The organism is Amycolatopsis sp. cg13, assembly GCF_041346965.1.
GTDB lineage: Bacteria > Actinomycetota > Actinomycetes > Mycobacteriales > Pseudonocardiaceae > Amycolatopsis.
The window spans coordinates 8041166-8062041 of sequence record NZ_CP166848.1 but is presented as its reverse complement, the minus strand read 5'-3'; the positions used below and the strand labels follow the sequence as shown (position 1 = coordinate 8062041).

Genomic DNA, 20876 nt, shown 5'->3' with positions numbered 1-20876 from the left:
TGGGGCGCATCGCGGTGGCGCGCGAGCGGGTGGGAGCGGGCAGCGAAGAACCCCCTGCGGGAATCCAAGCCCGTGAAGGAGCCCCTCGCAGACTGCTTAAAGGTCGTGAGGGGAACCCTGAGGGAATCAGATTCCCTCAGGGTGGCCCTCACGTACATCTACCCGGCACCGGAAAGCCATGAAGGACGGTCCAGCAGGGTGGCTAGTGCGGCGGGGGCGGCTGCGGCCCCGCTGAGTGGCTGCCAGCGGGCGCCTGATTCTCGAGCGAAGCGTTCTGCTTCTTCGCAGTCTTCGGCTGGGGCCAGGATCAATAGTTCTTCGCAGGCGCGGGCGGCAGGTAACGGGTCCTCGTCATCTGTCGCTCGGCAATCTGACAACAGGAGGATCGTTTTTCTGGCCGCCCGCGAAGAAGTCAGTTGTTCATTCGCCTTCCGCAAAGCCGCCGCCAGTGCGGTGACTCCGTGGCCTCGCAGCGAAAGGACCGAATCCACTACCGACGCCTTCGAGCGGGAAGAGCGTAGAGGGCGGATCACCTCCGCGTTTCGGGCGAACGAAACCACTGCGTGTTCCGCTGGTGCCCGCCACGAACATGCCGCAGCGGTGAGGGCGGCTGCTGCCAGGCGAGCTCCAGTCATTGAGCCGCTGGTGTCGATTACCAAGCACAGAGCCAATTCCGGGCGTGCCCACCGGCGGGCTACCAGGTCGTCCAGGGCTGGGACTCCGCCTACTGCGGCCGCGTCCACCAGGGCAGGCAGCGAGCGGTCCAGGTCTAGTTCGCCGCCTCGGTCGGCTCGGTCTCGGCGTAGTTTTCCTACTCCTCGGGCTCGGGCGACGCCGCGTCGTGCGACGTCGATCATCAGACGGCTGGCTAGGCCTCGGGCGGCTGCGCGCAGGGATTCGTCGGTCGCTTTGCTCATCTCGACCAGCAAGGCCATCGCCTCGTCCGCGTCCTCACGGAACGCCGCGCTGAAGGCTTCTTCGTCCAGTACCCCGACTTCGGGGGAGATTTCCGCGAAGCGGCCGTTGCGGGACAGTTCGGAGCGCGGGGTGGTGCTGCTCCGCGCGGAGCCTGGCCGGGGTGATCGCTGCTGTTGGCCCGCCGGTGGCGGGCTCAGGCTTCCCCCGGCGGGTCACCAGCCTCTGAATCCGGCGGAGGGTTTTCTGTGCCGAAGACGGCCACGTAAAGTTCATCGATTACTGATTCCGCGGTGCGGCCGCTGGATTCGTGCAGACCGATCCGGCCGGACAGGGCGGCCAATGCGGCATCGTGGCCGATTCGCCAGTCCGTGGCGGAAGCGCCGCGGATTCGGGCCAATGAAACCGCCAGGCGTACTACGTCGATTGCGCCGCGTACGGAAGAGCCGACTCGCACATCGGCATGATCGCGGGTGCGGCGCACCAAATCTACTACTTGGTCTCGCCATTCGGCGGGGACTGGCGGGCTGCGGCGAGCGACGATGTCGGCTTCCTCGTCTTGGCTTTGGTAGCCCATGACGATTCGGCAGACGCGATCGTAAATCGCCGACGAGATTCGGGCGGTGCCTACTGCGTCGAAGGGGTTCATCGCGGCTACCAAGCGGAAGCCGTCGGCTGCGCGTACCCGGCCTAAGCGCGGCACGTGGAGTTCGGCTTCCGACATTACCGTGATGAGGACGTTCAGCGTCTCCTCTGGGATTCGGTTGACTTCCTCGACGTACAGCAGACCGCCGGTGCGCAGGGCTTCGATCAGCGGACCGTCCACAAAGGTCTCTGGTACGTAGCCTTCGGCGAGTACTCGCGACGGGTCGAACTGGCCCACTAAACGCGCGGGAGTCAGTTCGGCGTTGCCTTCGACGAATACGAACGGTGAGCCGCCAGCCTCCGCGACCGCGCGCAGGAGCGTGGTTTTTCCGGTTCCTGGCGGGCCTTCCAGCACAACATGGGCACCGCAGTCGAGACCGGCCAGGAGCAATTCGATTTCGCGGCGGCGGCCGACTACGTCCGCGGTTAACCGGGGTACCGCGGACTGCGGACCGGAAACCGGCCCGCAGTCCGCCGACAAAGCCGTCACGGTGCGTCGTGGACCAGCACGCCGCGCACGTTCCGGCCCTCCAGCAAGTCGTCGTAACCCTGGTTGACCTCGTCCAGGGTGTACGTGCGGGTGATGATCTCGTCCAGCTTCAGGTCCCCGCTCTGGTACAGCCCGAGGATCTTCGGGATGTCCGTGGTCGGGTTGCAGTCGCCGAACAGGCTGCCCTTCACGGTCTTCTTGAACAGCGTCAGGATCGAACCAGGCAGATTGACGTTGTTGACCGACAGTTTGTTCAGCCCGGTCAGCACGATCGTGCCGCCCTTGCCGGTGGCGTTGAACGCGCCGGTCACGATTTCCTCGGTGACGATGCCCGCGGTCACGATCGTCTTGTCCGCACCGTTGCCGTTGGTGAACGACTGCGCCAGCTCGGCCGCTTCCTCCGGCGTCGCGACCGCGTGCGTCGCGCCGAGTTCCATCGCCTTTTCGCGCTTGTTCTCCAGCGGGTCCAGGGCGATCACGTTCTTCGCACCGGCGTAGCGCGCGCCCTGCACCGCGTTGATGCCGATGCCGCCGACGCCGGACACGATCACCGTTTCACCCGGACGTACGTTGGCCGCGTTGACCGCCGATCCCCATCCGGTCGGGACGCCGCAGCCGACCAGCACCGCCTTGTCCAGCGGCAGGTCGTCGTCGACCTTCACGACCGAGTTCTGGTGGATGGTCGAGTACTGGCTGAACGTGCCGAGCATGCACATCGCGCCGTACTGCTTGACCGGGCCGGGGCCGCTGAACGGGAACCGCTCGCCGGGCAGATAGCCCTCGAGGATCGTGGCGCCCATGTCGCAGATCGCCTGCTGCCCGGTGGAACACCAGCGGCACACGCCGCAGTTCGGGATGAACGAGCACACCACGTGGTCGCCCGGCTTGACGCGGGTGACGCCGGGGCCGACGTCCTCGATGATGCCAGCGCCCTCGTGGCCGAGCACCATCGGCAGCCGGGCCTCCAGGTCGCCGTGCGCGATGTGCACATCCGAATGACACAGGCCGGCGTGGGTGTAGCGGATCAGCACCTCGCCCTCGCCGGGGCCTTCGAGGTCGAGTTCGACCACCTCGATCGGCTTGCCCACCTCGTAGACGACTGCGGCTTTCGTCTTCATCGGGAACTCCTTTGTTCGAGCGGGCGGATCACAGCGCGATGTTCACGGACTTGGTCTGGGTGTAGAGGTCGAGCGCGGCCGCACCCAGCTCCCGGCCCCAGCCGGACTGCTTGTAGCCGCCGAACGGCATCGCCGTGTCGAAGCCGTTGTACTGGTTGACCCACACCGAGCCTGCCTTCAGTTCCTTCGCAGTACGGTGCGCCTTCGCGACGTCGCGTGTCCAGACCCCGGCGGCCAGTCCGTACTCGCTGTTGTTGGCCGCGGCGGCCACGCCAGCTTCGGCGTTGAACGGCATGGCCGCCACGACCGGGCCGAAGATTTCTTCCCGGACGATGCTGAATTCCGGTTTGACGTCAACGAAAACGGTCGGCTCGATGAAGTATCCGGTGTCGCCCCAGCGTTTTCCGCCGGTGAGCGCGCGGGCGCCGTCGGCGAGGCCTTCGCCGAGATAGCGCGAGACGCGGTCGAACTGCTCCTGGGAAACCATCGGGCCCAGCTGGGTTTCCGGGTCGAGTCCCGGGCCGATCTTCACCTGGCTCGCCGCCTGCGCGACCGCCTGGGTGAACTCCTCGAAGATCGTGTCCTCCACGTACAGCCGCGTTCCGGCGACGCAGCACTGGCCGTGGTTGAACATCCACGCGTTGACCGAACCGGGCACCGCGAGGTCGAGATCGGCGTCGGCGAACACCACGTTCGGGCTCTTCCCGCCCAGTTCGAGAGAAACCTTCTTCAGGTTTCCGCTCGCCGCTTGGACGATCTTCTTGCCCACCTCGGTCGAACCGGTGAAGGCGACCTTGTCGACGCCCTCGTGCGCGGCCAGCGCGGCACCGGCGTCGCCGAAACCGGTGACGATGTTGACCACACCGGGCGGGAATCCGGCTTCCTCGAACAGTTTGCCCAGCAGCAGCGCGGTCAGCGGCGTCTGTTCGGCGGGTTTGAGCACCACGGTGTTGCCCGCGGCGAGCGCCGGCGCGATCTTCCACGCGGCCATCAGCAGCGGGAAGTTCCACGGGATGATCTGCCCGCACACGCCGACCGGCTCGCGCAGCGTGTAGGCGTGGAACTGCGCGTCCGGCGCGAACGGCATCGACACATTCACCGTGCTGCCTTCGATCTTGGTCGCCCAGCCCGCGTAGTAGCGGAAGACGTCGGCGGCCCAGTTCGTGTCCACGGCCGTCGCGATGGCCGCGGACTTGCCGTTGTCGAGCGCTTCCAGCTGGCCGAAAATCTCCGCCCGCTCGGACAGCAGATCGCCGATGCGCCAGATCAGCCGTTCGCGTTCGTTCGGCTTCATCGCGGCCCACGGACCCGCGTCGAACGCCTTGCGCGCGGCGGCGACGGCGCGGTTGACGTCCTCGGCCTCGCCGTGCGCGACCTCGGCGATCTTCTCCCCGGTGGCCGGGTCGTAGGTCGGGAACGTCCGGCCCGACGCGGCCGGGACCCACCGCCCGCCGATCAAGAGCTCCAGCGGGCCGGAAACAAACTCCCGGACCTGGGTGTGCAGGGGGAATTCCACCGTTGCGGTCACCTGGCGCCTCCTCACTTCGTTGTGACGGAGGTCATCGTCACCCGGCGGACCGGGGGCGAAGTGTTACAGAAGTGGACAGTCGTCGGTCACGCCCAGCGCCTGCATGCGGCGATACAGCGTGGTGCGGCTGATGCCGAGTTCGCGGGCCGCGCGCAGCTTGTTGCCTTCGCAGGCGCGCAACGCCGTGACGATCGCGTTCCGTTCGGCGAGTTCGCGCCCGCCGAGCTGCCTCGTGCGCGAACTGCCGCGGCACGCGGGCGGCAGCTGCGCGAGGTCGATCACCCCCGTGTACGGGAGGCGGGACACCTCGCGCATCACCGCGCGGAGTTCGTGCAGGTTGCCCGGCCACGGATGCGTGCGCAGCGCGGCCAGCGCGGTGCCGGTGAAGTGCGGTTTCCGGTCCGGATATTCGTCGCGGAGCATCGTCACGGCGATCGCGGCCAGATCGTCGAGGCGCTCGCGCAGCGGGGCGAGGGTGATGGTTTCCGCGCACCTCGCGGCGATCGCTGCGATGGCTGGGGACATCGCGTCCGACGGGACGGAAGTGAGCAGCAGCCGGGCCGATTCGGGGTTGTCGAGCGCTTCGCCGACCAACGGGAGCAGGCTCTCCGGGAGCAGGTGGACGTCGTCCAGGACAACGGCGGTGTGCGGCTGCGCGACGAGGTCAGTGAATCTTGTTGCCCAGGCTCGGGGTTCCTCGCGGAGCGCGGCGGCGGCGTGCAGGACGACCGGATCGTCCACGCCGCCTCGCGCACGGGCCGCGGTGGTGCGGCCGGTGCCCGGTTCGCCCGTGACGAGAACTGAACGGGCGGGTTTCGTCGCGGCGGGGGCCGGTTTTCGGCTGCTGCTCGGTGCCTTCGCGATGCGGAAGACGGCACCGTCCGTCGAACCCTCGACGCGTTCGGCTACGACCGAAAGACTGATCCCGTCACCCACATCGAGGCGGGTGTCGAATACTCCGCGTTCCGGGACTTGCGGAAGCAGCGTGCGCAGGAGAGTCGGATCAGCGGGACGGAGCTGTTCGATGCAGGTTTCGTTGGCGAAAACCAGATCGCCGCCGAGCACCGCGACCGGCACGCTGCGGTGGTGTGTGGCCTGCTGGAACGCCAGGAACAGCCGCCGTTCGCAGGCGCGGGCGCTCTCCAGCACGAGTTGTTCGATGTCGCCGACGACGCGTTTCACCAACGGCCCGAACAGCGGGTTGCCGCTGTCGCTCTCGCCGGTGATGTCGAGGACGCCCTCGATGCGTCCGGTGAGCGGATGCCGGATCGGATGGCCGTAGCAGCTGAACCGCTTCAAGGCGTCGGCGTAGTGCTCCTGGCCGTGGATTTCCACCGCCTGGCGCGATTCGTGCGGCGTGCCGAGCGCGTTCGTGCCGACGCGGCCCTCGCTGAGCTGCGAACCGTGCAGTACGCCGATCTCCTCCAGCTGCCGTTGCAGGCCGCGGTCGCCGAACCAGCGGAAGACGAGGCGGCAGTCGCGGTCGGCGAGCAGGATGGAGAACCGGGTGCCGGTGAGCTGCTCGACGAGCTGGTCCAGCACCGGGCGGGCGGCGGTCATCAGCCGGCTGCGCGGATCGACCTCGGCGATCGAAATCGCGGCCCGGTCCAGGTCCGGCTCCACGCCGAACAGCCGGGACCGGCGCCACGAATCGGCGATCGGCGGCCGCAGGACGGCGGAGCCCTGCGACGGTATCCCTCCGAGCGACACTGCTCCTCCCGACTACCGGACGGCGACGTAGCGGTTCGTGTGACAGTACCTTCGCGGATCGACAAGTTCCAGACGTGCGTCTTTCTCGCTCTGGTCTGTCCTTTGTGGACAATGGTAAGATCGGGTGAATGCTGCGGCGTTTTCTGATGCTTTCCCTCCTGCTGCTCGGCTGGGCCGAATGGGAACACTGGCGATCCTCCCGGCGCGCAATGGGTGCCCGCCCCGGCACGACGGGAACCGGCGAGGCAGTCGTCGTGCTCGGGTACCGAAACGGCGGGTCGCGGGCCAATTTCGTGAACCGCTGGCGAGTGCGGGCGGCAGTACGTTCGCAGGCGCCCGGGCCGTCGCGACTGGTGCTGTGCGGCGGAGCCGTCGGCGGCGCGGAGGCGGAGGCCGCGCTGATGGCGCGGTACGCACGGGAGCACGGCTACCGCGGTTCGCTCGTGCTCGAAACCGAGAGCCGGTCGACGTGGGAGAACGTGCTCCACGCGGCGCCGTTGATCGAGGACGCGGACCGGATCAAGATCGTCTCGGATTCCTTGCACGCGGAGAAAGCGCGGCATTACCTGCGGAAGCACCGACCGGACCTGGCGGAGCGACTGGTGCCCGCCGCGGACTACCGGTTCGGGGAGTGGCTGGCCCTGAAGCCGGTGCTGGCGGTAATGGGGAAGCGAAGCCTGCGGCGGCTGCGGCGGTAAGCCGGGGCGTCTCGCGGCGCGACTGCGGCACGGAGCCGCGAGCGAACGTGACCCGGAGCGATCTCGCCGCGCGCCGACCTCGCCACCAAGCTCGGACCGGCGCTTCTCACCGCGCACTGGCGCCGCGAACACCGCGAGCAGGCCGCACGGCTCGCCGCCCGTCGGCGCTGCGAGCGAGCCGGACACACCTCGCCGCGCAAGGCACCGCGAGCAGGCCGCACGCAAGCAAACGCGAGCAATCGACGCGAGCCGCGACCCCTGCCACCCCACAACCCGACCCCACCCCGCACCCCGCCGAAGGGCGCGCGCGTTCAGGGCTCGTGAGTGGCAACACCGGTTATAACCGGCGGTGCCACTCACGAGCCCCCTGGCAGATGCGCGTTGATCTTGGCCACCAACGTCTTCAGCCCGTCCCGCTCCTCCCGGTCGAGCGAAGCGAAGACCATCTCGTCCGCCTCGGCCAGCACCGCGTCGAGCCCTGCGGTCAGGGCGGTCCCGGCCGGGGTGGCGTAGACCCGCTTGCGCCCGCCCTCCGTCCGCCGCTCGACCAGTCCGCGGCGTTCGAGCCCCTTCAACAACAGCGAGACGTTCGCGGGCGTCGTGTGGCTCATCTCCGCGACGTCGCGCTGGATGACGCCGGGCTGCCGCTCCAGGTAGCCGAGCACCATGGCCTGCTCGAAGGTCAGGTCACGAGAGCGGCTCCATTCCTCGATCCGCTTGCGCTGCGCCCAGCGAATCGACCGGAAAAGGTCGCCCGGCATCGGTTCCGGTCGCTTTTCGGCAGTCGGAGTTAAGTCTTTAACAGCTGGCTGCACGAGGGGCAGGAAAAGCTCGTCGACGATCGACCGGATCCGCGCGGGCCGGAGCGGGGCGAGGTCCAGCAGGAGGTCGTGCCGCATCAGCTGGAACGGCATTTCGAGCACCGTCCCGGAGAGCCGCGCCAGGTCGATCTCGCCGCGCGCGTGGGCGCGCTGGTAGATGTCTCGCGAGAGCAGCCGGTCGCCGACGATCCGGTCCCGGACCTGCCCGGGCGTGGCACCGGCGCTGGCCGACAACCCGGAGATGGCCGCGGCCGCCGCGATGGCGAAGAATCCGGCCAGTGCTTCGCTCGCCGCGGTCAGGTACGCGAGCAGATCGCCGCGCAGGCTTCCGGTGTCGGGAACGATGATCGGGTGGTCGTCGCGGTGCCGCCGCATCGCGGCCAGCACGAGTTCGTCCTTGTTGGCCCACCGCCGGTAGAGCACGGCCTCGCTCGTGCGGGCGCGGACGGCGACCGACTCCATGGTCAGCCGCGAGTACCCGGCTTCGACCAGTTCGTCCCATCCGGCGGCCAGCAACGCGGATTCCAGTTCCTCGCCATGACGGCGGCGCGCGGTTTCAGGGGCCACCCCGTCCACGATAGAAAGGTTTGTCTTTCTTAGCAAGTTTCCCTACTCTGGTGGAGAGGAGTTCTTCGGAGCCAGGGGGTAGAGAAATGTCGCGAGCAAACCTGTCCACGCCGGAATTGCCGGTACTGATCGCCGGAGCGGGCCCGACCGGGCTGACACTGGCCTGCGAACTCGCCCGGCGCGGCGTCGCGTTCCGGCTGATCGAAGCGTCCCCCGGCCCGCGCCCGGGCTCGCGCGGCAAGGGCCTGCAGCCGCGCAGTCTCGAGGTGTTCGACGACCTCGGCGTCATCGACCGCATTCTCGCCAACGGCCAGGCGGCGATGCCGATCCGCCTGACCAGCCCCGACGGCCGGACGAGCGGCGGCCCGACCTACGAGGAGCGTCCCGATGTTCCTTACCCCGCAACGGTCATCACTCCGCAATGGCGAGTCGAAGAAACCCTCGGCCTCCGCCTCGCCGAACTCGGCGGCGCGGTCGAATTCGGCACCGCGATCGAGAGTTTCGACCAATCCGCCGACGCCGTCACGGCAGTCCTTCGCACCGGCGACCAGACCGAAACCGTCCGCGCACAGTGGCTGGTCGGCTGCGACGGCGGACGCAGCGTCGTGCGCAAACAAGCCGGAATCGCCTTCGACGGCGAAACGGACGATCAGCTGCGGATGATCGTCGCCGACCTGGCCGTCGACGGCCTCGATCGCGACGCCTGGCACATGTGGCGCTGCGACGAGGGCTTCGTCAGCCTCTGCCCGCTGCCCTCCACCGGCCTGTTCCAGTACCAGGCGTCCTTCGGCGGCGAACCCAGCCTCGACCTCGCCACCCTGCAAACGATCTTCGACCGCCGCAGCGGCCGCAGCGACCTCTGCCTGCACAAGCCGGAATGGACGTCCGTGTGGCGCTCCAACACCCGCTTGGCCCAGCGATACCGCAACGGCCGCGTCTTCCTCGCCGGCGACGCCGCGCACGTGCACTCCCCCGCCGGCGGCCAGGGCATGAACACCGGCATCCAGGACGCGCACAACCTGGGCTGGAAACTCGCCGCCGCCTCGCCCGCCCTGCTGGACACCTACGAGGCCGAACGCCGCCCGGTCGCCGCCGGCGTGCTGCAGTTGTCGACCGCGCGGCTGGCCGAAGCCGTCAAGCAGAAGAGCATCCCGATCCGCAGCGATCGGGACACGACCCAGCTCAACGTCAACTACCGCGGTTCCGTCCTGGCCCGCGACGACCGCAGCGAATCCGCCCAGCTCCGCGCAGGCGACCGCGTCCCCGACGCCCCCGGCCTCACCACCACGACCGGCACATGCCGCCTGTTCGACCTCACCCGCGGCGGCCAGTTCACCCTGCTCAACTTCGGCCCCCGGTTCGAGTCCTCCGTGCGCACCTTCCACGTCGTCACCACCCCTTCAGCGACCGACGAGATCGCCGATTCCGACGGCCACCTGGCCCGCGCATTCGCCCCGACCGACCGCACCCTCGTCCTGCTCCGCCCCGACGGCTATGTCGGCCTGATCTCGGACGCGGGCGACTTCGCAGCTGTCACGGAGTACCTGCTCTAGCCTCTTCCCATGTCCGCCCCCGACGAACTGGCCGCGACGCTGTACGGCGCGGTCAGCCTGATCGCCCGCAGGCTGCGCCAGAGCCAGATCACGGCCGAACTGTCCCTGCCGGAACGCTCCGCGCTGGCCCGCCTGGACCGCGACGGCCCCGCCACCACCGCCGCACTGGCCCGCGCCGAGCAGATCACCCCGCAGGCCATGAGCACGACCATCAGCGGCCTGGCCACCCGCGGCTTCGTCACCCGCGACGCCGACCCCTCCGACGGACGCCAGATGATCGTCTCGCTGACCCCCGAGGGGGTTGAGGTGCTGCGCGCCCGCCGCGACGCCCGGATGCGCCAGTTCGAGGCTTCGCTCAGCTCGGGCTTTTCCCCGGAGGAGCTGGCTGTGCTGAAGGAAGCAGCACCGTTGCTGGAACGGCTGGGCCAGACGTTCTGAACCGCTCCACTGCGCGCCCTTGACTCGCTACGGTGATGCGTCATGAGCGGGCTGGAAGCGGGTGCGGTCAAGATCGGCGGGAAAATCGCGACACACGCGGCGAAGTCGTGGCTGCAGCGATGGAAGGACCGCAAGACCCGAGGCCTGAGCCTGGTCGAACTCGCCGCTGGCGCCGGACCACTCGGCCAAGCGAACCTGGAGCGGTTGCTGCAGACCATCGGAACCCAGGTGGCGACTGAGCTGGAACCGGTGCTGCGGAACGAATACGCCGCTTTGCCGGAGTCTGAAGCCGCTGCCGTGTTCGCGGCTGTCGAAGATGCGTTGGGCGCGGTCGATCTCTCCGACGACGCCCTTCTCGCTGTTGATGCGGATGAGGAACAGCTAGCTCGACAGGTGCGGGCGCAGTGCCCGGCTAATGAGTTCCTCTCGGCTGCTGGGGCGGCGTTGTACGACGTGGCGTTGGACCAGTCGTGCCGCCAACTGGTGCTGATCGTGCGGCATCTGCCGTCCTTCCAGCCGACGGCGTTGGTCGAGGTGTTGAAGCGGCTGAATCAGCAGTCCAACCAGCTGGAGGAACTGCTGGCCCGGCTGCCGAAGACGAGCCTGACCGAGGCGGGGACGGATCATGTCCAGTTCCGGAACGAGTACCTGCGGGTGCTGGCGGACAAGCTGGACCATCTGGAACTGCTTGGGCTGACGATGGAGGACCAGCCGACGTTGCCGTTGACGGTCGCGTATCTGAGCCTGAGCGTGACCGCGCAGAACCCACGACGGCGGGTTGCCCGGCGGCCGGACTGGTTCGAGCAGCACTCCGGCGGCACCGTTCGCGTCGAGGACGCGATTCATCGCTCGGACCGCACCCTCGTGCGCGGCGAGGCGGGTTCGGGCAAGACGACGCTGCTGGACTGGCTCGCGGTCACTGCCGCCCGCAGCGGCTTCACCGATCGCCTGGCTTCGTGGAACGGTTTCGTCCCGTTCCCGATCCGCCTGCGGAGCCTGCCGGGCAACCGGCTGCCGGGCGCGGACGTTTTTGTCGCGCTTGCGGTGCCGAGGCTGGCCGGTCGTGCACCGTCGGGTTGGGCGGACGAGGTACTGCGCTCCGGCAAGGCGATCCTCTTGGTCGACGGCGTGGACGAGGTCGAGCCTGCCCAGCGCCGGAAGGTGAAAATCTGGCTGCGGGAACTCAGCTCGATCTACCCCGCGGTACGCATCGTGGTGACTTCCCGATCAGCGGCCGCCGAAGAACATTGGCTGATCTCCGAAGGCTTCGACTCGGTCTCGCTCGAACCGATGACCGCGCCGGACATCCACGCGCTGGTGGAACGCTGGCACCAGGCCGCTTCGCACGTCCGTCCTGGCGTGGACCTCGGAGCGGCCCAGCGCAGGCTGCTGAGCCAACTCGACAACCGTCCGCATCTCCGGGCACTCGCGTCGAATCCGCTGTTGTGCGCGATGCTGTGCGCGTTGAATTTGGCACACCGCTCGGAACTGCCGCGCGACCGGATGGACTTGTACCGCAAGGCATTGTCGATGCTCGTCCACATGCGCGACGCCGAGCGCGACATCGCGGTCCTGCTCACCGAACAGCAGAAACACGTTCTGCTCGGCCACCTGGCATGGCGGCTCACCTCGGGAAACAAAGTCGAACTTCCCACGACCGAAGTGCGGGAGCACCTCGATTACCGGCTGAAATCGCTCCCGCACGTCGACCACAACGCGGAAGAGGTCGTGAACCACCTGGTCGAACGCAGCGGTGTGCTGCGGTCCCCGGTCAAGGGCCGGATCGATTTCGTGCACCGGACGTTCCAGGAGTACCTCGCCGGGAGCGAAGCCACCGAGGCCGGGTACGTCGACACGTTGATCGCCAACGCCCACCGCGACACCTGGCGCGAGACGGTCGTGATGGCCTGCGGACACGCGAAAAACCACCAGTCGACCAAACTGCTGCGGGAAATTCTGGACCGGGCCGACACCGAACCCCGGAACGCCCGTCGGCTGCGATTGCTCGCCGCTGCTTGCCTGGAAACGGTCGGGGATGTGGATCCGGACGTGATCGAGCGGGTCCGTCGAGCCATCCGGGAGCATCTGGTTCCGCCGCGCAGCATTCAGGAAGCCCGGTCGTTGGCCTCGGTCGGGAGCCAATTGCTGCACTATCTGCCGGAAAATCTATCCGGGTTGAGCGACGCCGTCGCGCGCGCGACCGTTGCCGCCGCGGTGGCGTGCACCGGGGACGAGGTCCTTCCGCTGCTGCGAAACTACGCGCAGGACGAACGGGCGGAGGTACAGGTCGAACTCGTGCAGGCATGGGAGTACTTCGATCCCGCGCGCTACGCGGACGAGGTGCTCGCTGACGCGCCGCTGAACAACGGGTCCGTCGAGGTGCGCAGCAATCGGTTGATCCCGCACACGAGGAAGCTGAAGAACCTCACCAATCTGCAGGTCAGCTTGTTCAACGGAGATTTCACCGGTATTTCGGACGCTCCGGCGCTGCACGACCTTTTCCTGGTCTTCGCCACCGAGCAGACGATCAGCCTGAAACCGCTCGTCGGACATCTCGAATTGACGGGTTTGTCGTTGCGCGGAGCCCGCGGCTACACCGACTTGAACGTCCTGAAGCGGCTTCCGCGGCTGGAATACCTCTCCCTGTCCCGGCGTACTTCCTGGCGGAGCATCCGGGCATGCGGAGAACTTGCGCATCTCGCTTACCTGTCGCTGGACGGGTTGTCCGCCATCACGAGTCTCGACGTCCTGGCGGGTCTGGAGAATCTCGCCGACCTGCATCTCACCGACTGTCCCGAACAAGCGATCGCCGCCGCACCGGCCCTTCCCGCGGTGCGGACATTGGAACTCTCCGGAGACTCGGTGCCTGACCTCGGCATACTCGCCGACAGATTCCCGCTCGTCACCGATCTGAACCTCGACGGCGGCCCCGCGTCCGACCTCCGGCCGCTGCTCGCTTTGCCGCTTCAGCGGCTGAGCCTGGATTACCAAGCCATTTCCGATCTCGGCGTCCTCGCCGCTCATCCGACCTTGACCGAGCTGACGATCTACATGGTCGACAAACCGCTCGACGTGACCCCGCTGAAAGACGCGCAGCTGACGCTGTGGGTCAGCAGTGCAGCCGAACTGATCGGAGTCGACCGGCTCGGCCCCGGTGTCGAACTCGAGTACTTCTGACCCCGTCCACAGTGGAACCCGGATGCGCTTCGTCCGCTTCCTGGTATCCTCGCCAACGGACAGCAGCCCCGATCCAGAGGATTCCTATCGTGGTGGGTGAAGACGACATCTCCGGGTGAGCCCGGGGCACGGGCCATCACGGCACCGGCCCCTCGCTGATCCCCGCGCGGCGCACCAGACCGCGCGCGGAGGTTCCCCGTGCACGTCGCACGGGCTGCGAGGCATCCCGACCTCAGGCAAGCGCGCCGAAACCAGGTCGGATGGAGCCCAGAAACGGGCAGGTCGCGGATGGCCCCACCCAAGTCGTCCACATCACTTCGCAGGACAACCCTGCCGATCCACCGCGAGGCCGCACCATGTCCGATCTTCGTATCGTCCTGTCCGGGATCTCCTTCTCCTGGCCCGACGACACCCTCGTCTTCGACCAGCTCTCCGCCACCTTCCCCGCGGGCCGCACCGGGCTTGTCGCGCCCAATGGGGCCGGGAAGTCCACTCTGCTGAAGCTCATCGCCGGGCAGCTCAAACCGGCCGCGGGCAGTGTCAGCGTCGACGGGGTGCTCGGGTATCTCCCCCAGGACCTGCCGCTCACCGCGGATCGCACGGTCGCCGAGGTGCTCGGCATCGACGCGATCCTCAAGGCCATCTCGGCCGTCGAGGAGGGCGACGCGGCCGAGGAGCACTTCACCACCATCGGCGCGGACTGGGACATCGAGGACCGCACCCGAGCGCAGCTCGACCGGCTCGGGCTGGGCGATCTCACGCTCGACCGGCTGCTCGGCACGCTCAGCGGCGGCCAGGTCGTCTCGCTCGGGCTCGCCGCGCAGCTGTTGCGCAGCCCGGACGTCCTGCTGCTCGACGAGCCCACCAACAACCTCGACCACACCGCTCGCCAGCAGCTGTACGACGTGCTCTCCGACTGGTCGGGCTGCCTTCTCGTCGTCAGCCACGACCGCGCGCTGCTCGACCGGATGGACCGGATCGCCGAGCTCGGCGCGGACGAAATCCGTTTCTACGGCGGGAATTTCACCGAGTACGAGCAAACCGTGCAGGCCGAACGGGAGGTCGCGGAAAAGAATATCCGCAACGCCGAACAAGAGGTCAAACGCGAGAAGCGCGAAATGCAGCAGGCCCGGGAACGCGCGGCGAAGCGGGCCAGCAATGCGCAGCGAAATCTGTCCAGCGCGGGTCTGCCAAAGATCTTCGCGGGGACGATGAAGCGCAACGCACAGGAGTCCGCGGCGAAGGCGGACGGTACGCACGCGGCGCGGGTCAGTGCGGCGAAGGCCAAGCTCGACCAGGCGGAACGGTCGTTGCGGGAGGATCAGAAGATCAGCCTGGAGCTGCCCAAAACCGCGGTACCGGCGGGGCGGACGTTGTTTGACGGCAAGCATCTTCGGGTGCGCGGGCTGTTCGCGGGCGAGGGTGCGGATCTGTCGATCCGGGGTCCCGAAAGGATCGCGCTTACCGGGCCGAACGGCGTGGGCAAATCGACGTTGCTGCGACTGATGCACGGCACGCTCACGCCGGACGCGGGCGAGATCAGCCGGGCGGACGGGCGGATCGCGTATTTGTCGCAGCGGCTCGATTTGCTGAACCCGGAACGCACGGTCGCGGAGAATCTCGCCGACGCGGCACCGGAAATGCTGCCTGCGGACCGGATGAATCTGTTGGCGCGCTTCCTGTTCCGGGGCGCGCGGGCGCACTTGCCGGTCGGCGTGCTGTCCGGCGGCGAACGGCTGCGCGCGACTCTCGCGTGCGTTCTCTTCGCCGAGCCTGCCCCGCAACTGCTGCTGCTCGACGAGCCCACGAACAACCTCGACCTGGTCAGCGCCGGCCAGCTGGAAAGCGCGCTCAACGCCTACCAGGGCGGGTTCGTGGTGGTCAGCCACGACGAGCGGTTCCTGGCCGAGATCGGCGTCGACCGCTGGCTGCGGCTGGAAAACGGGCAGCTGCGGGAAACGGCCGGGATCACGGAATGACCGCCCTGCGCGCGCACGAGATCGTGCGGGTGCTCGGGGAACGGCGCGTGCTCGACGGAGTGTCGGTCACCGCCGCCCCCGGTCGCCGGATCGGGGTGATCGGCGAGAACGGCACCGGGAAATCGACGCTGTTGAGAGTGCTCGCGGGGGTGGACCAGCCGGATCGGGGCGAGGTCGAACGGCCGCCGGATCTTGGCTTCCTGCACCAGGAAATGCCGTTCGACCCGGCCGAGACGGTCGCTGACGTCCTCGATCAAGCCCTCGCCGCGGCCCGCGAAGTGCTGGCCGAGCTTGACCGGGTCGCAGCACTGCTCGCCGAAGCGCCCGAGGACGCCGCGTTGCTGGCCGAGTACGCCGAATTGCTCGACCAGGCCCAGCAACACGAGGCGTGGGACGCGGACCGGCGAGCGGAGATCGTGCTCACCGGCCTGGGGCTCGACGGGATCGACCGAGGGCGCACGCTCGGCTCCCTTTCCGGCGGCCAGCGCGGGCGGCTCGCCCTGACCGGGCTGCTGGTCCGCCGTCCGTCGGCGGTGCTGCTCGACGAACCGACCAACCATCTCGACGCCGAAGCTGCCGCGTTCCTCGAAGCCCAGCTGCGCGAACTGCCCGGCACCGTCGTGTTCGCAAGCCACGACCGGGCGTTCCTCGACGCGGTGTGCACCGACATCCTCGACCTCGACCCGACCCGGGACGGCCCGGTGCGCCACGGCGGCACCTACACCGACTACCTCGGCTGGAAACGGGCCGAACGCGAGCGCTGGGAACGGCAGTACCTCGAGGAGCAGGAAGAACTGGAGGAACTGCGCGACACGCTCGGCGTCACCGCGCATCGGGTCGCCCCGGGCCGCCTCGCGCCGGACAACGAGAAAATGGGGCTCGGCCGCAGGTCCGGCCGCGTGCAAAACCAGATCTCCCGCCGGACCCGGGCCACTACGCGGAAGCTGGACGAGCGGGAACGCGCCCAGGTTCCCGCGCCACCCCCGCCGCTCCGGTTCCACCCGCAAGCGCTGGCCGTCGAAAATCCGCAAGAAACCCTTGTCGCGCTGGACAATGTGCACCTGCCAGACCGGCTTTCCCTGGACCGGCTGGAAGTCCAGACCGACACCCGGCTGCTGGTCACCGGCCCGAACGGGGCAGGAAAGTCAACACTGCTTCTGCTCCTGTCCGGCGACCGCACCGCAAAAGGCGTAACCCGACAGCCCAACCTGAGCACCGGAATCCTCAGCCAGGACACCACTTTCGCCCGCCCGCAACGCACCGCCCGCGCCACCTACCTCGCCACGCTCGGCCCGGAACGCGTCACCGCGGTTCCGCTGAACTCGTTGGGATTGCTGACAAATCGCGAAGCTTCCCGACCGGTCGGCGAGTTGTCCGTCGGGCAGCGCCGCCGTCTCGCGCTCGCGCTCCTCATCGCCGATCCGCCGCACCTGCTGTTGCTCGACGAACCGACCAACCACCTCTCCCCCACGCTGTGCGACGAACTGGAGGACGCCCTCGGCAGCAGCCCGGGCGCGATCGTCGCCGCCACGCACGACCGGCGGCTGCGCGAAAACTGGACCGGGCAAGTCCTCGATATCGGACCCGACCACCGCGCTAGGCCGTTAGAGTGATCCGGACCGGGCGGGTGTCCAGTGGAAGGCCCGGGCGACGACCACTCCGCGGAACATCCGCCCGCGAAGGGAACGACCGATGAAGCACGAAAGCCTCCGCCGCCACGTCGACTCCGGGTTCATCCCGGGCGCGGTAGCCCTCGTCGCGCACGGCGACGACGTCGAGGTGACCGCGCTGGGATCTCTCGACGTCGAGGGCACCGCGCCGATGGCCCGCGACACCATCTTCCGCATCGCCTCCATCACCAAGCCGATCATCGCGGCAGCGGTACTGCTGCTGATCGAGGACGGCCGCTTCGGCCTGGACACCCCCATCGCCGAATGGCTGCCCGAATTGGCCGACCCGATGGTCGTGCGGACGCCGCGAAGCCCGGTCGACGACGTCGTACCCGCGGAAAAGCCGATCACCGTCCGCGACCTGCTGACCTTCCGCGCCGGCTACGGCTTCCCGTCGGACTTCTCCCTCCCGCAGGTCCAGGAGCTGTTCACGGTGCAGACCGACGGCCGCGAGGTCCGGCTGCGCCCGGAGCCCGACGAGTGGCTCGCCCGGCTGGCCCGCATCCCGCTGCTGCACCAGCCCGGCGAGGCCTGGCTGTACGACACCTGCTCTGACCTGCAAGGCATCCTGATCGCCCGCGCGTCCGGCCAGTCGCTGCCGGACTTCCTCGCCGAGCGGGTGTTCGAGCCGCTCGGCATGGCCGACACCGCGTTCGAGGTGCCCGCCGCCAAACGACACCGGTTCGCCAGCTACTACCGCGCGGGCGAGAACGGCCTGGAGCTGGCCGACGCCCCGGACGGCCAGTGGCGCGAGGTGCCGCCCTTCCCGGCCGGATCCGGCGGGCTCGCGGGCACCGCGGACGATTGGCACCGCTTTGCCCGAATGCTCCTTTCCGACGGCGAAGGACTGCTGTCGAAGGAATCCGTGAGTCAGATGACGGCCAACCACCTCACCGCGGAACAGATCGCGGCCAATCCGGTCTTCCTCGAAGGCCAGGGCTGGGGATTCGGCGGAGCGGTCGACGTCGCGCCGACGCAGCCGTGGCAGGTCGCGGGCCGCTACGGCTGGGTCGGCGGCACCGGAACCAGCGCCTACGTGACGCCGTCGAGGAGTTCGGTGGCGATCCTTCTCACCCAGCGCGGGGTGGACGGACCCGGTGGCATACCGCACATGCAGGACTTTTGGCGCGAGGCGGCCGCGCCGCAGTGATCCGGCGCGGGTCGCGCACTGTACTGTGGCCCGCGGGCACGAGGCAACGACGAGGGGTCAGACGTGGGCATCTTCGACAAGATCCGCGGCGAGTTCATCGACATCATCGAGTGGACCGACGACAGCCGGGACACCATCGTGTGGCGCTTCCCGCGCTACGACAACGAGATCAAGATGGGCGCCAAGCTCACCGTCCGCGAATCGCAGGCCGCGGTGTTCGTGAACGAGGGCCAGGTCGCCGACGCCTACCCGCCGGGCATGTACACGCTGCAGACGCAGAACATGCCGATCATGTCCACCCTCAAGGGCTGGAAGTACGGCTTCAACTCGCCGTTCAAGGCCGAGGTGTACTTCGTCAACACCCGGCAGTTCACCGACCTCAAATGGGGCACGCAGAACCCGGTCATCCTGCGCGACCCCGAGTTCGGCATGGTCCGGCTGCGCGCGTTCGGCGGCTACGCGGTCCGCGTGGTCGAGCCGGTCGCGCTGCTGAAGGAACTGGCCGGCACCGACCCGCAGTTCCGCACCGAAGAGGTGTCGGACTACCTGCGCAGCATGGTCATCAGCAAGCTCGGGCCCGCGATCGCGGCGGCCCAGGTGCCGATGCTCGACCTGGTCACCCAGCAGGAGCAGATCGCGGGCAAGATCGCGGTCGCGCTGAACCTCGAACTGCGCGAGGTCGGCATCGAGATCTCGAAGTTCATGATCGAGAACATCTCGGTGCCGCCCGAGGTCGAGGCCGCGATGGACAAGCGGACCCAGATGGGCGTGGTCGGCGACCTCGACCAGTACACGAAGTTCCAGTCCGCGAACGCGATCGAGGCGGCGGCGAACAACCAGGGCGGCGCGGGCGAGGGGCTGGGCATCGGCCTCGGCATGGCGCTCGGCCAGCGCGCGGCCGGACCGCAGCAGCAGCCCGCCCCGCAGCAGTACCAGCAGCAGGCTCCCCAGCAATACCAGCAGCCGCAGTACCAGCAGGCCCCGCAGCAGCCGCAGTACCAGCAGCAGGCCCCGCCGCAGATGCCGCCGCCGCTGCCGCAGGGCGAGCAGTGGTTCATCGGCGCGAACGGCCAGCAGCTCGGCCCGTTCGACCGCGCGGGCCTCGGCCAGCAGATCTCGGCGGGCACGCTCGCGCGGGACACCCTGGTGTGGAAGGCAGGCATGGCCCAGTGGACCGCGGCCGCGCAGGTGCCGGAGGTGTCGGCGCTGTTCGGCGCGACCCCGCCGCCGCTGCCGCCGTCCTGAGCCGCGTCAACCTTCTGGGGGACCCATGACTGACCCACGCTCCCAGCAGAGCGGCGTGGCCAACACGACCTATCCGTGCGGCGGCTGCGGCGCGCGGCTGGAGTTCGCGCCGGGCACGACGGCCATGCAGTGCCCGTACTGCGGCTTCCGGCAGGAAATCGCCGCGGGCGACCGGGAGATCCGCGAGATCCCTTTCGCCGAGCTGGCGAACCTGGCGCGCAAGCCGGTGGGGTCGATCGGCAAGTACGTCTTCGTGTGCCAGCGGTGCGCGGCCAGGACGGAAACGAACGAGACCGCCAGCATGTGCCAGTTCTGCGGCGCGCCGCTGGTCATCGAGCCAGGAGCGTCCGGTCAGCTGGTCCCTGAGGGCGTGCTGCCGTTCGCGTTCGACCGGCCCGCGGTCAGCACGCACCTGAAGAAGTGGACGTCTTCGCGCTGGTTCGCGCCGACCGCGTTGAAGAAGGTCACCACCGCGGAGTCCACGAAGAGCACGTACATCCCGCACTGGACGTACGACTCGCAGACCGTCTCGGTCTACACCGGCGCGCGCGGCGAGTACTACTACGTCACCGAGAGCTACTACGAGAACGGCGAGCGCAGGACGCGCGAAGTCCGCCATACGCGCTGGTACCCGGCACGCGGACGGGTCGCGCGGAACTTCGACGACGTCCTGGTCCCGGCGAGCACCCAGCTGCCGCTTCCCGAGCTGGACAAGCTCGCGCCGTGGCCGCTGCTCGACTCCGCGCCGTACCAGCCGCAGTTCCTCTCCGGGCACTTCGCGCTGCGGTACGACGTGGAGCCGGAAAACGGCTTCGAAGAGGCGAAAAACCGGATGGCGCCGATCATCGCCGACGACTGCAAGTACGACATCGGCGGCGACACCCAGCAGCTGAATTCGGTCGACACGCAGCACAACAACGTCACCTTCAAACTGATGCTGCTGCCGGTGTGGGTCGCGACCTATGTGTACGCCGGGAAGAACTGGCAGATCCTCGTCAACGGCCGCACCGGCGAAATCCACGGCCAGCGTCCGTGGAGCAAGGTCAAGATCGCCATCGCGGTGGTGATCGCGCTGATCGTGATCGCGGCGATTGTCTACTTCGTCGCGACGAAGGGCCACAGCACCGGCACCACGCACCATTCGGTTACGCACCACTGAGTTTTCGAAGGAA

The 20876-nt window shown here is 68.3% G+C and carries 15 protein-coding genes; 9 read left to right on the top strand and 6 right to left on the bottom strand.

All coding sequences use genetic code 11. From position 1 onward, the window contains the following. Positions 1 to 158 precede the first annotated feature (158 nt). The 5 genes from AB5I40_RS37760 to AB5I40_RS37740 all read right to left on the bottom strand — a co-directional run bounded on the left by AB5I40_RS37760 (position 159) and on the right by AB5I40_RS37740 (position 6406). Positions 159 to 857 (bottom strand): VWA domain-containing protein, encoded by a 699-nt coding sequence (locus AB5I40_RS37760; protein WP_370940690.1) that lies wholly within the window; start codon positions 855 to 857, stop codon positions 159 to 161. A 254-nt stretch (positions 858 to 1111) separates the two neighbouring features. Beyond that, entirely contained in the window at positions 1112 to 2050 is a 939-nt protein-coding gene (locus tag AB5I40_RS37755; protein WP_370934941.1) for an AAA family ATPase, read from the bottom strand. Beyond that, positions 2047 to 3168: an NDMA-dependent alcohol dehydrogenase gene (locus tag AB5I40_RS37750; protein WP_370934940.1), complete on the bottom strand. Its 1122-nt coding sequence runs from the start codon at positions 3166 to 3168 to the stop codon at positions 2047 to 2049. The genes AB5I40_RS37755 and AB5I40_RS37750 overlap by 4 nt, the downstream gene beginning before the upstream one ends. Before the next feature lie 28 nt (positions 3169 to 3196). After that, positions 3197 to 4696 carry an aldehyde dehydrogenase family protein gene (locus AB5I40_RS37745; protein ID WP_370934939.1) on the bottom strand — a complete coding sequence of 500 codons (1500 nt, stop codon included), beginning with the start codon at positions 4694 to 4696 and terminating at the stop codon, positions 3197 to 3199. Between the two features lie 63 nt (positions 4697 to 4759). Then, the gene (locus AB5I40_RS37740; RefSeq protein WP_370934938.1) at positions 4760 to 6406 is read right to left on the bottom strand and encodes a sigma-54-dependent Fis family transcriptional regulator; all 1647 of its coding nucleotides are present in this window, start codon (positions 6404 to 6406) and stop codon (positions 4760 to 4762) included. Positions 6407 to 6534: 128 nt separating this feature from the next. Here AB5I40_RS37740 and AB5I40_RS37735 point away from each other — a divergent pair, with 128 nt between their 5' ends. After that, complete coding sequence (locus AB5I40_RS37735; protein WP_370934937.1) at positions 6535 to 7104, top strand: YdcF family protein; 570 nt, start codon at positions 6535 to 6537, stop codon at positions 7102 to 7104. 356 nt (positions 7105 to 7460) lie between these two features. Here the strand turns inward: AB5I40_RS37735 and AB5I40_RS37730 are convergent, their stop codons facing one another. Next, the gene (locus AB5I40_RS37730) at positions 7461 to 8492 is read right to left on the bottom strand and encodes a TetR/AcrR family transcriptional regulator C-terminal ligand-binding domain-containing protein (protein WP_370934936.1); all 1032 of its coding nucleotides are present in this window, start codon (positions 8490 to 8492) and stop codon (positions 7461 to 7463) included. Between the two features lie 86 nt (positions 8493 to 8578). Between AB5I40_RS37730 and AB5I40_RS37725 the strand changes: the two genes are divergently transcribed. From AB5I40_RS37725 to AB5I40_RS37690, 8 genes are all read left to right on the top strand, one after another. Then, positions 8579 to 10045, top strand: a complete 1467-nt coding sequence (locus AB5I40_RS37725; RefSeq protein ID WP_370934935.1) for an FAD-dependent oxidoreductase — start codon at positions 8579 to 8581, stop codon at positions 10043 to 10045. A 9-nt stretch (positions 10046 to 10054) separates the two neighbouring features. Beyond that, the gene (locus AB5I40_RS37720) at positions 10055 to 10483 is read left to right on the top strand and encodes a MarR family winged helix-turn-helix transcriptional regulator (protein ID WP_370934934.1); all 429 of its coding nucleotides are present in this window, start codon (positions 10055 to 10057) and stop codon (positions 10481 to 10483) included. 42 nt (positions 10484 to 10525) lie between these two features. Beyond that, a complete protein-coding gene (locus tag AB5I40_RS37715) occupies positions 10526 to 13660 on the top strand; it encodes an NACHT domain-containing NTPase (protein WP_370934933.1) in 3135 nt (1044 codons plus the stop codon). Between the two features lie 356 nt (positions 13661 to 14016). Beyond that, positions 14017 to 15639 (top strand): ribosomal protection-like ABC-F family protein, encoded by a 1623-nt coding sequence (gene abc-f, locus AB5I40_RS37710; protein WP_370934932.1) that lies wholly within the window; start codon positions 14017 to 14019, stop codon positions 15637 to 15639. Beyond that, positions 15636 to 17252 carry an ABC-F family ATP-binding cassette domain-containing protein gene (locus tag AB5I40_RS37705; RefSeq protein WP_370934931.1) on the top strand — a complete coding sequence of 539 codons (1617 nt, stop codon included), beginning with the start codon at positions 15636 to 15638 and terminating at the stop codon, positions 17250 to 17252. The genes abc-f and AB5I40_RS37705 overlap by 4 nt, the downstream gene beginning before the upstream one ends. Positions 17253 to 17331: 79 nt before the next feature. Next, positions 17332 to 18459, top strand: coding sequence for a serine hydrolase domain-containing protein (locus tag AB5I40_RS37700; protein WP_370934930.1), 1128 nt, complete (start codon positions 17332 to 17334; stop codon positions 18457 to 18459). 63 nt (positions 18460 to 18522) lie between these two features. Further along, positions 18523 to 19704, top strand: a complete 1182-nt coding sequence (locus tag AB5I40_RS37695; RefSeq protein WP_370934929.1) for an SPFH domain-containing protein — start codon at positions 18523 to 18525, stop codon at positions 19702 to 19704. 25 nt (positions 19705 to 19729) lie between these two features. Then, a complete protein-coding gene (locus AB5I40_RS37690; protein ID WP_370934928.1) occupies positions 19730 to 20863 on the top strand; it encodes a hypothetical protein in 1134 nt (377 codons plus the stop codon). The last annotated feature ends 13 nt before the right edge of the window (positions 20864 to 20876 follow it).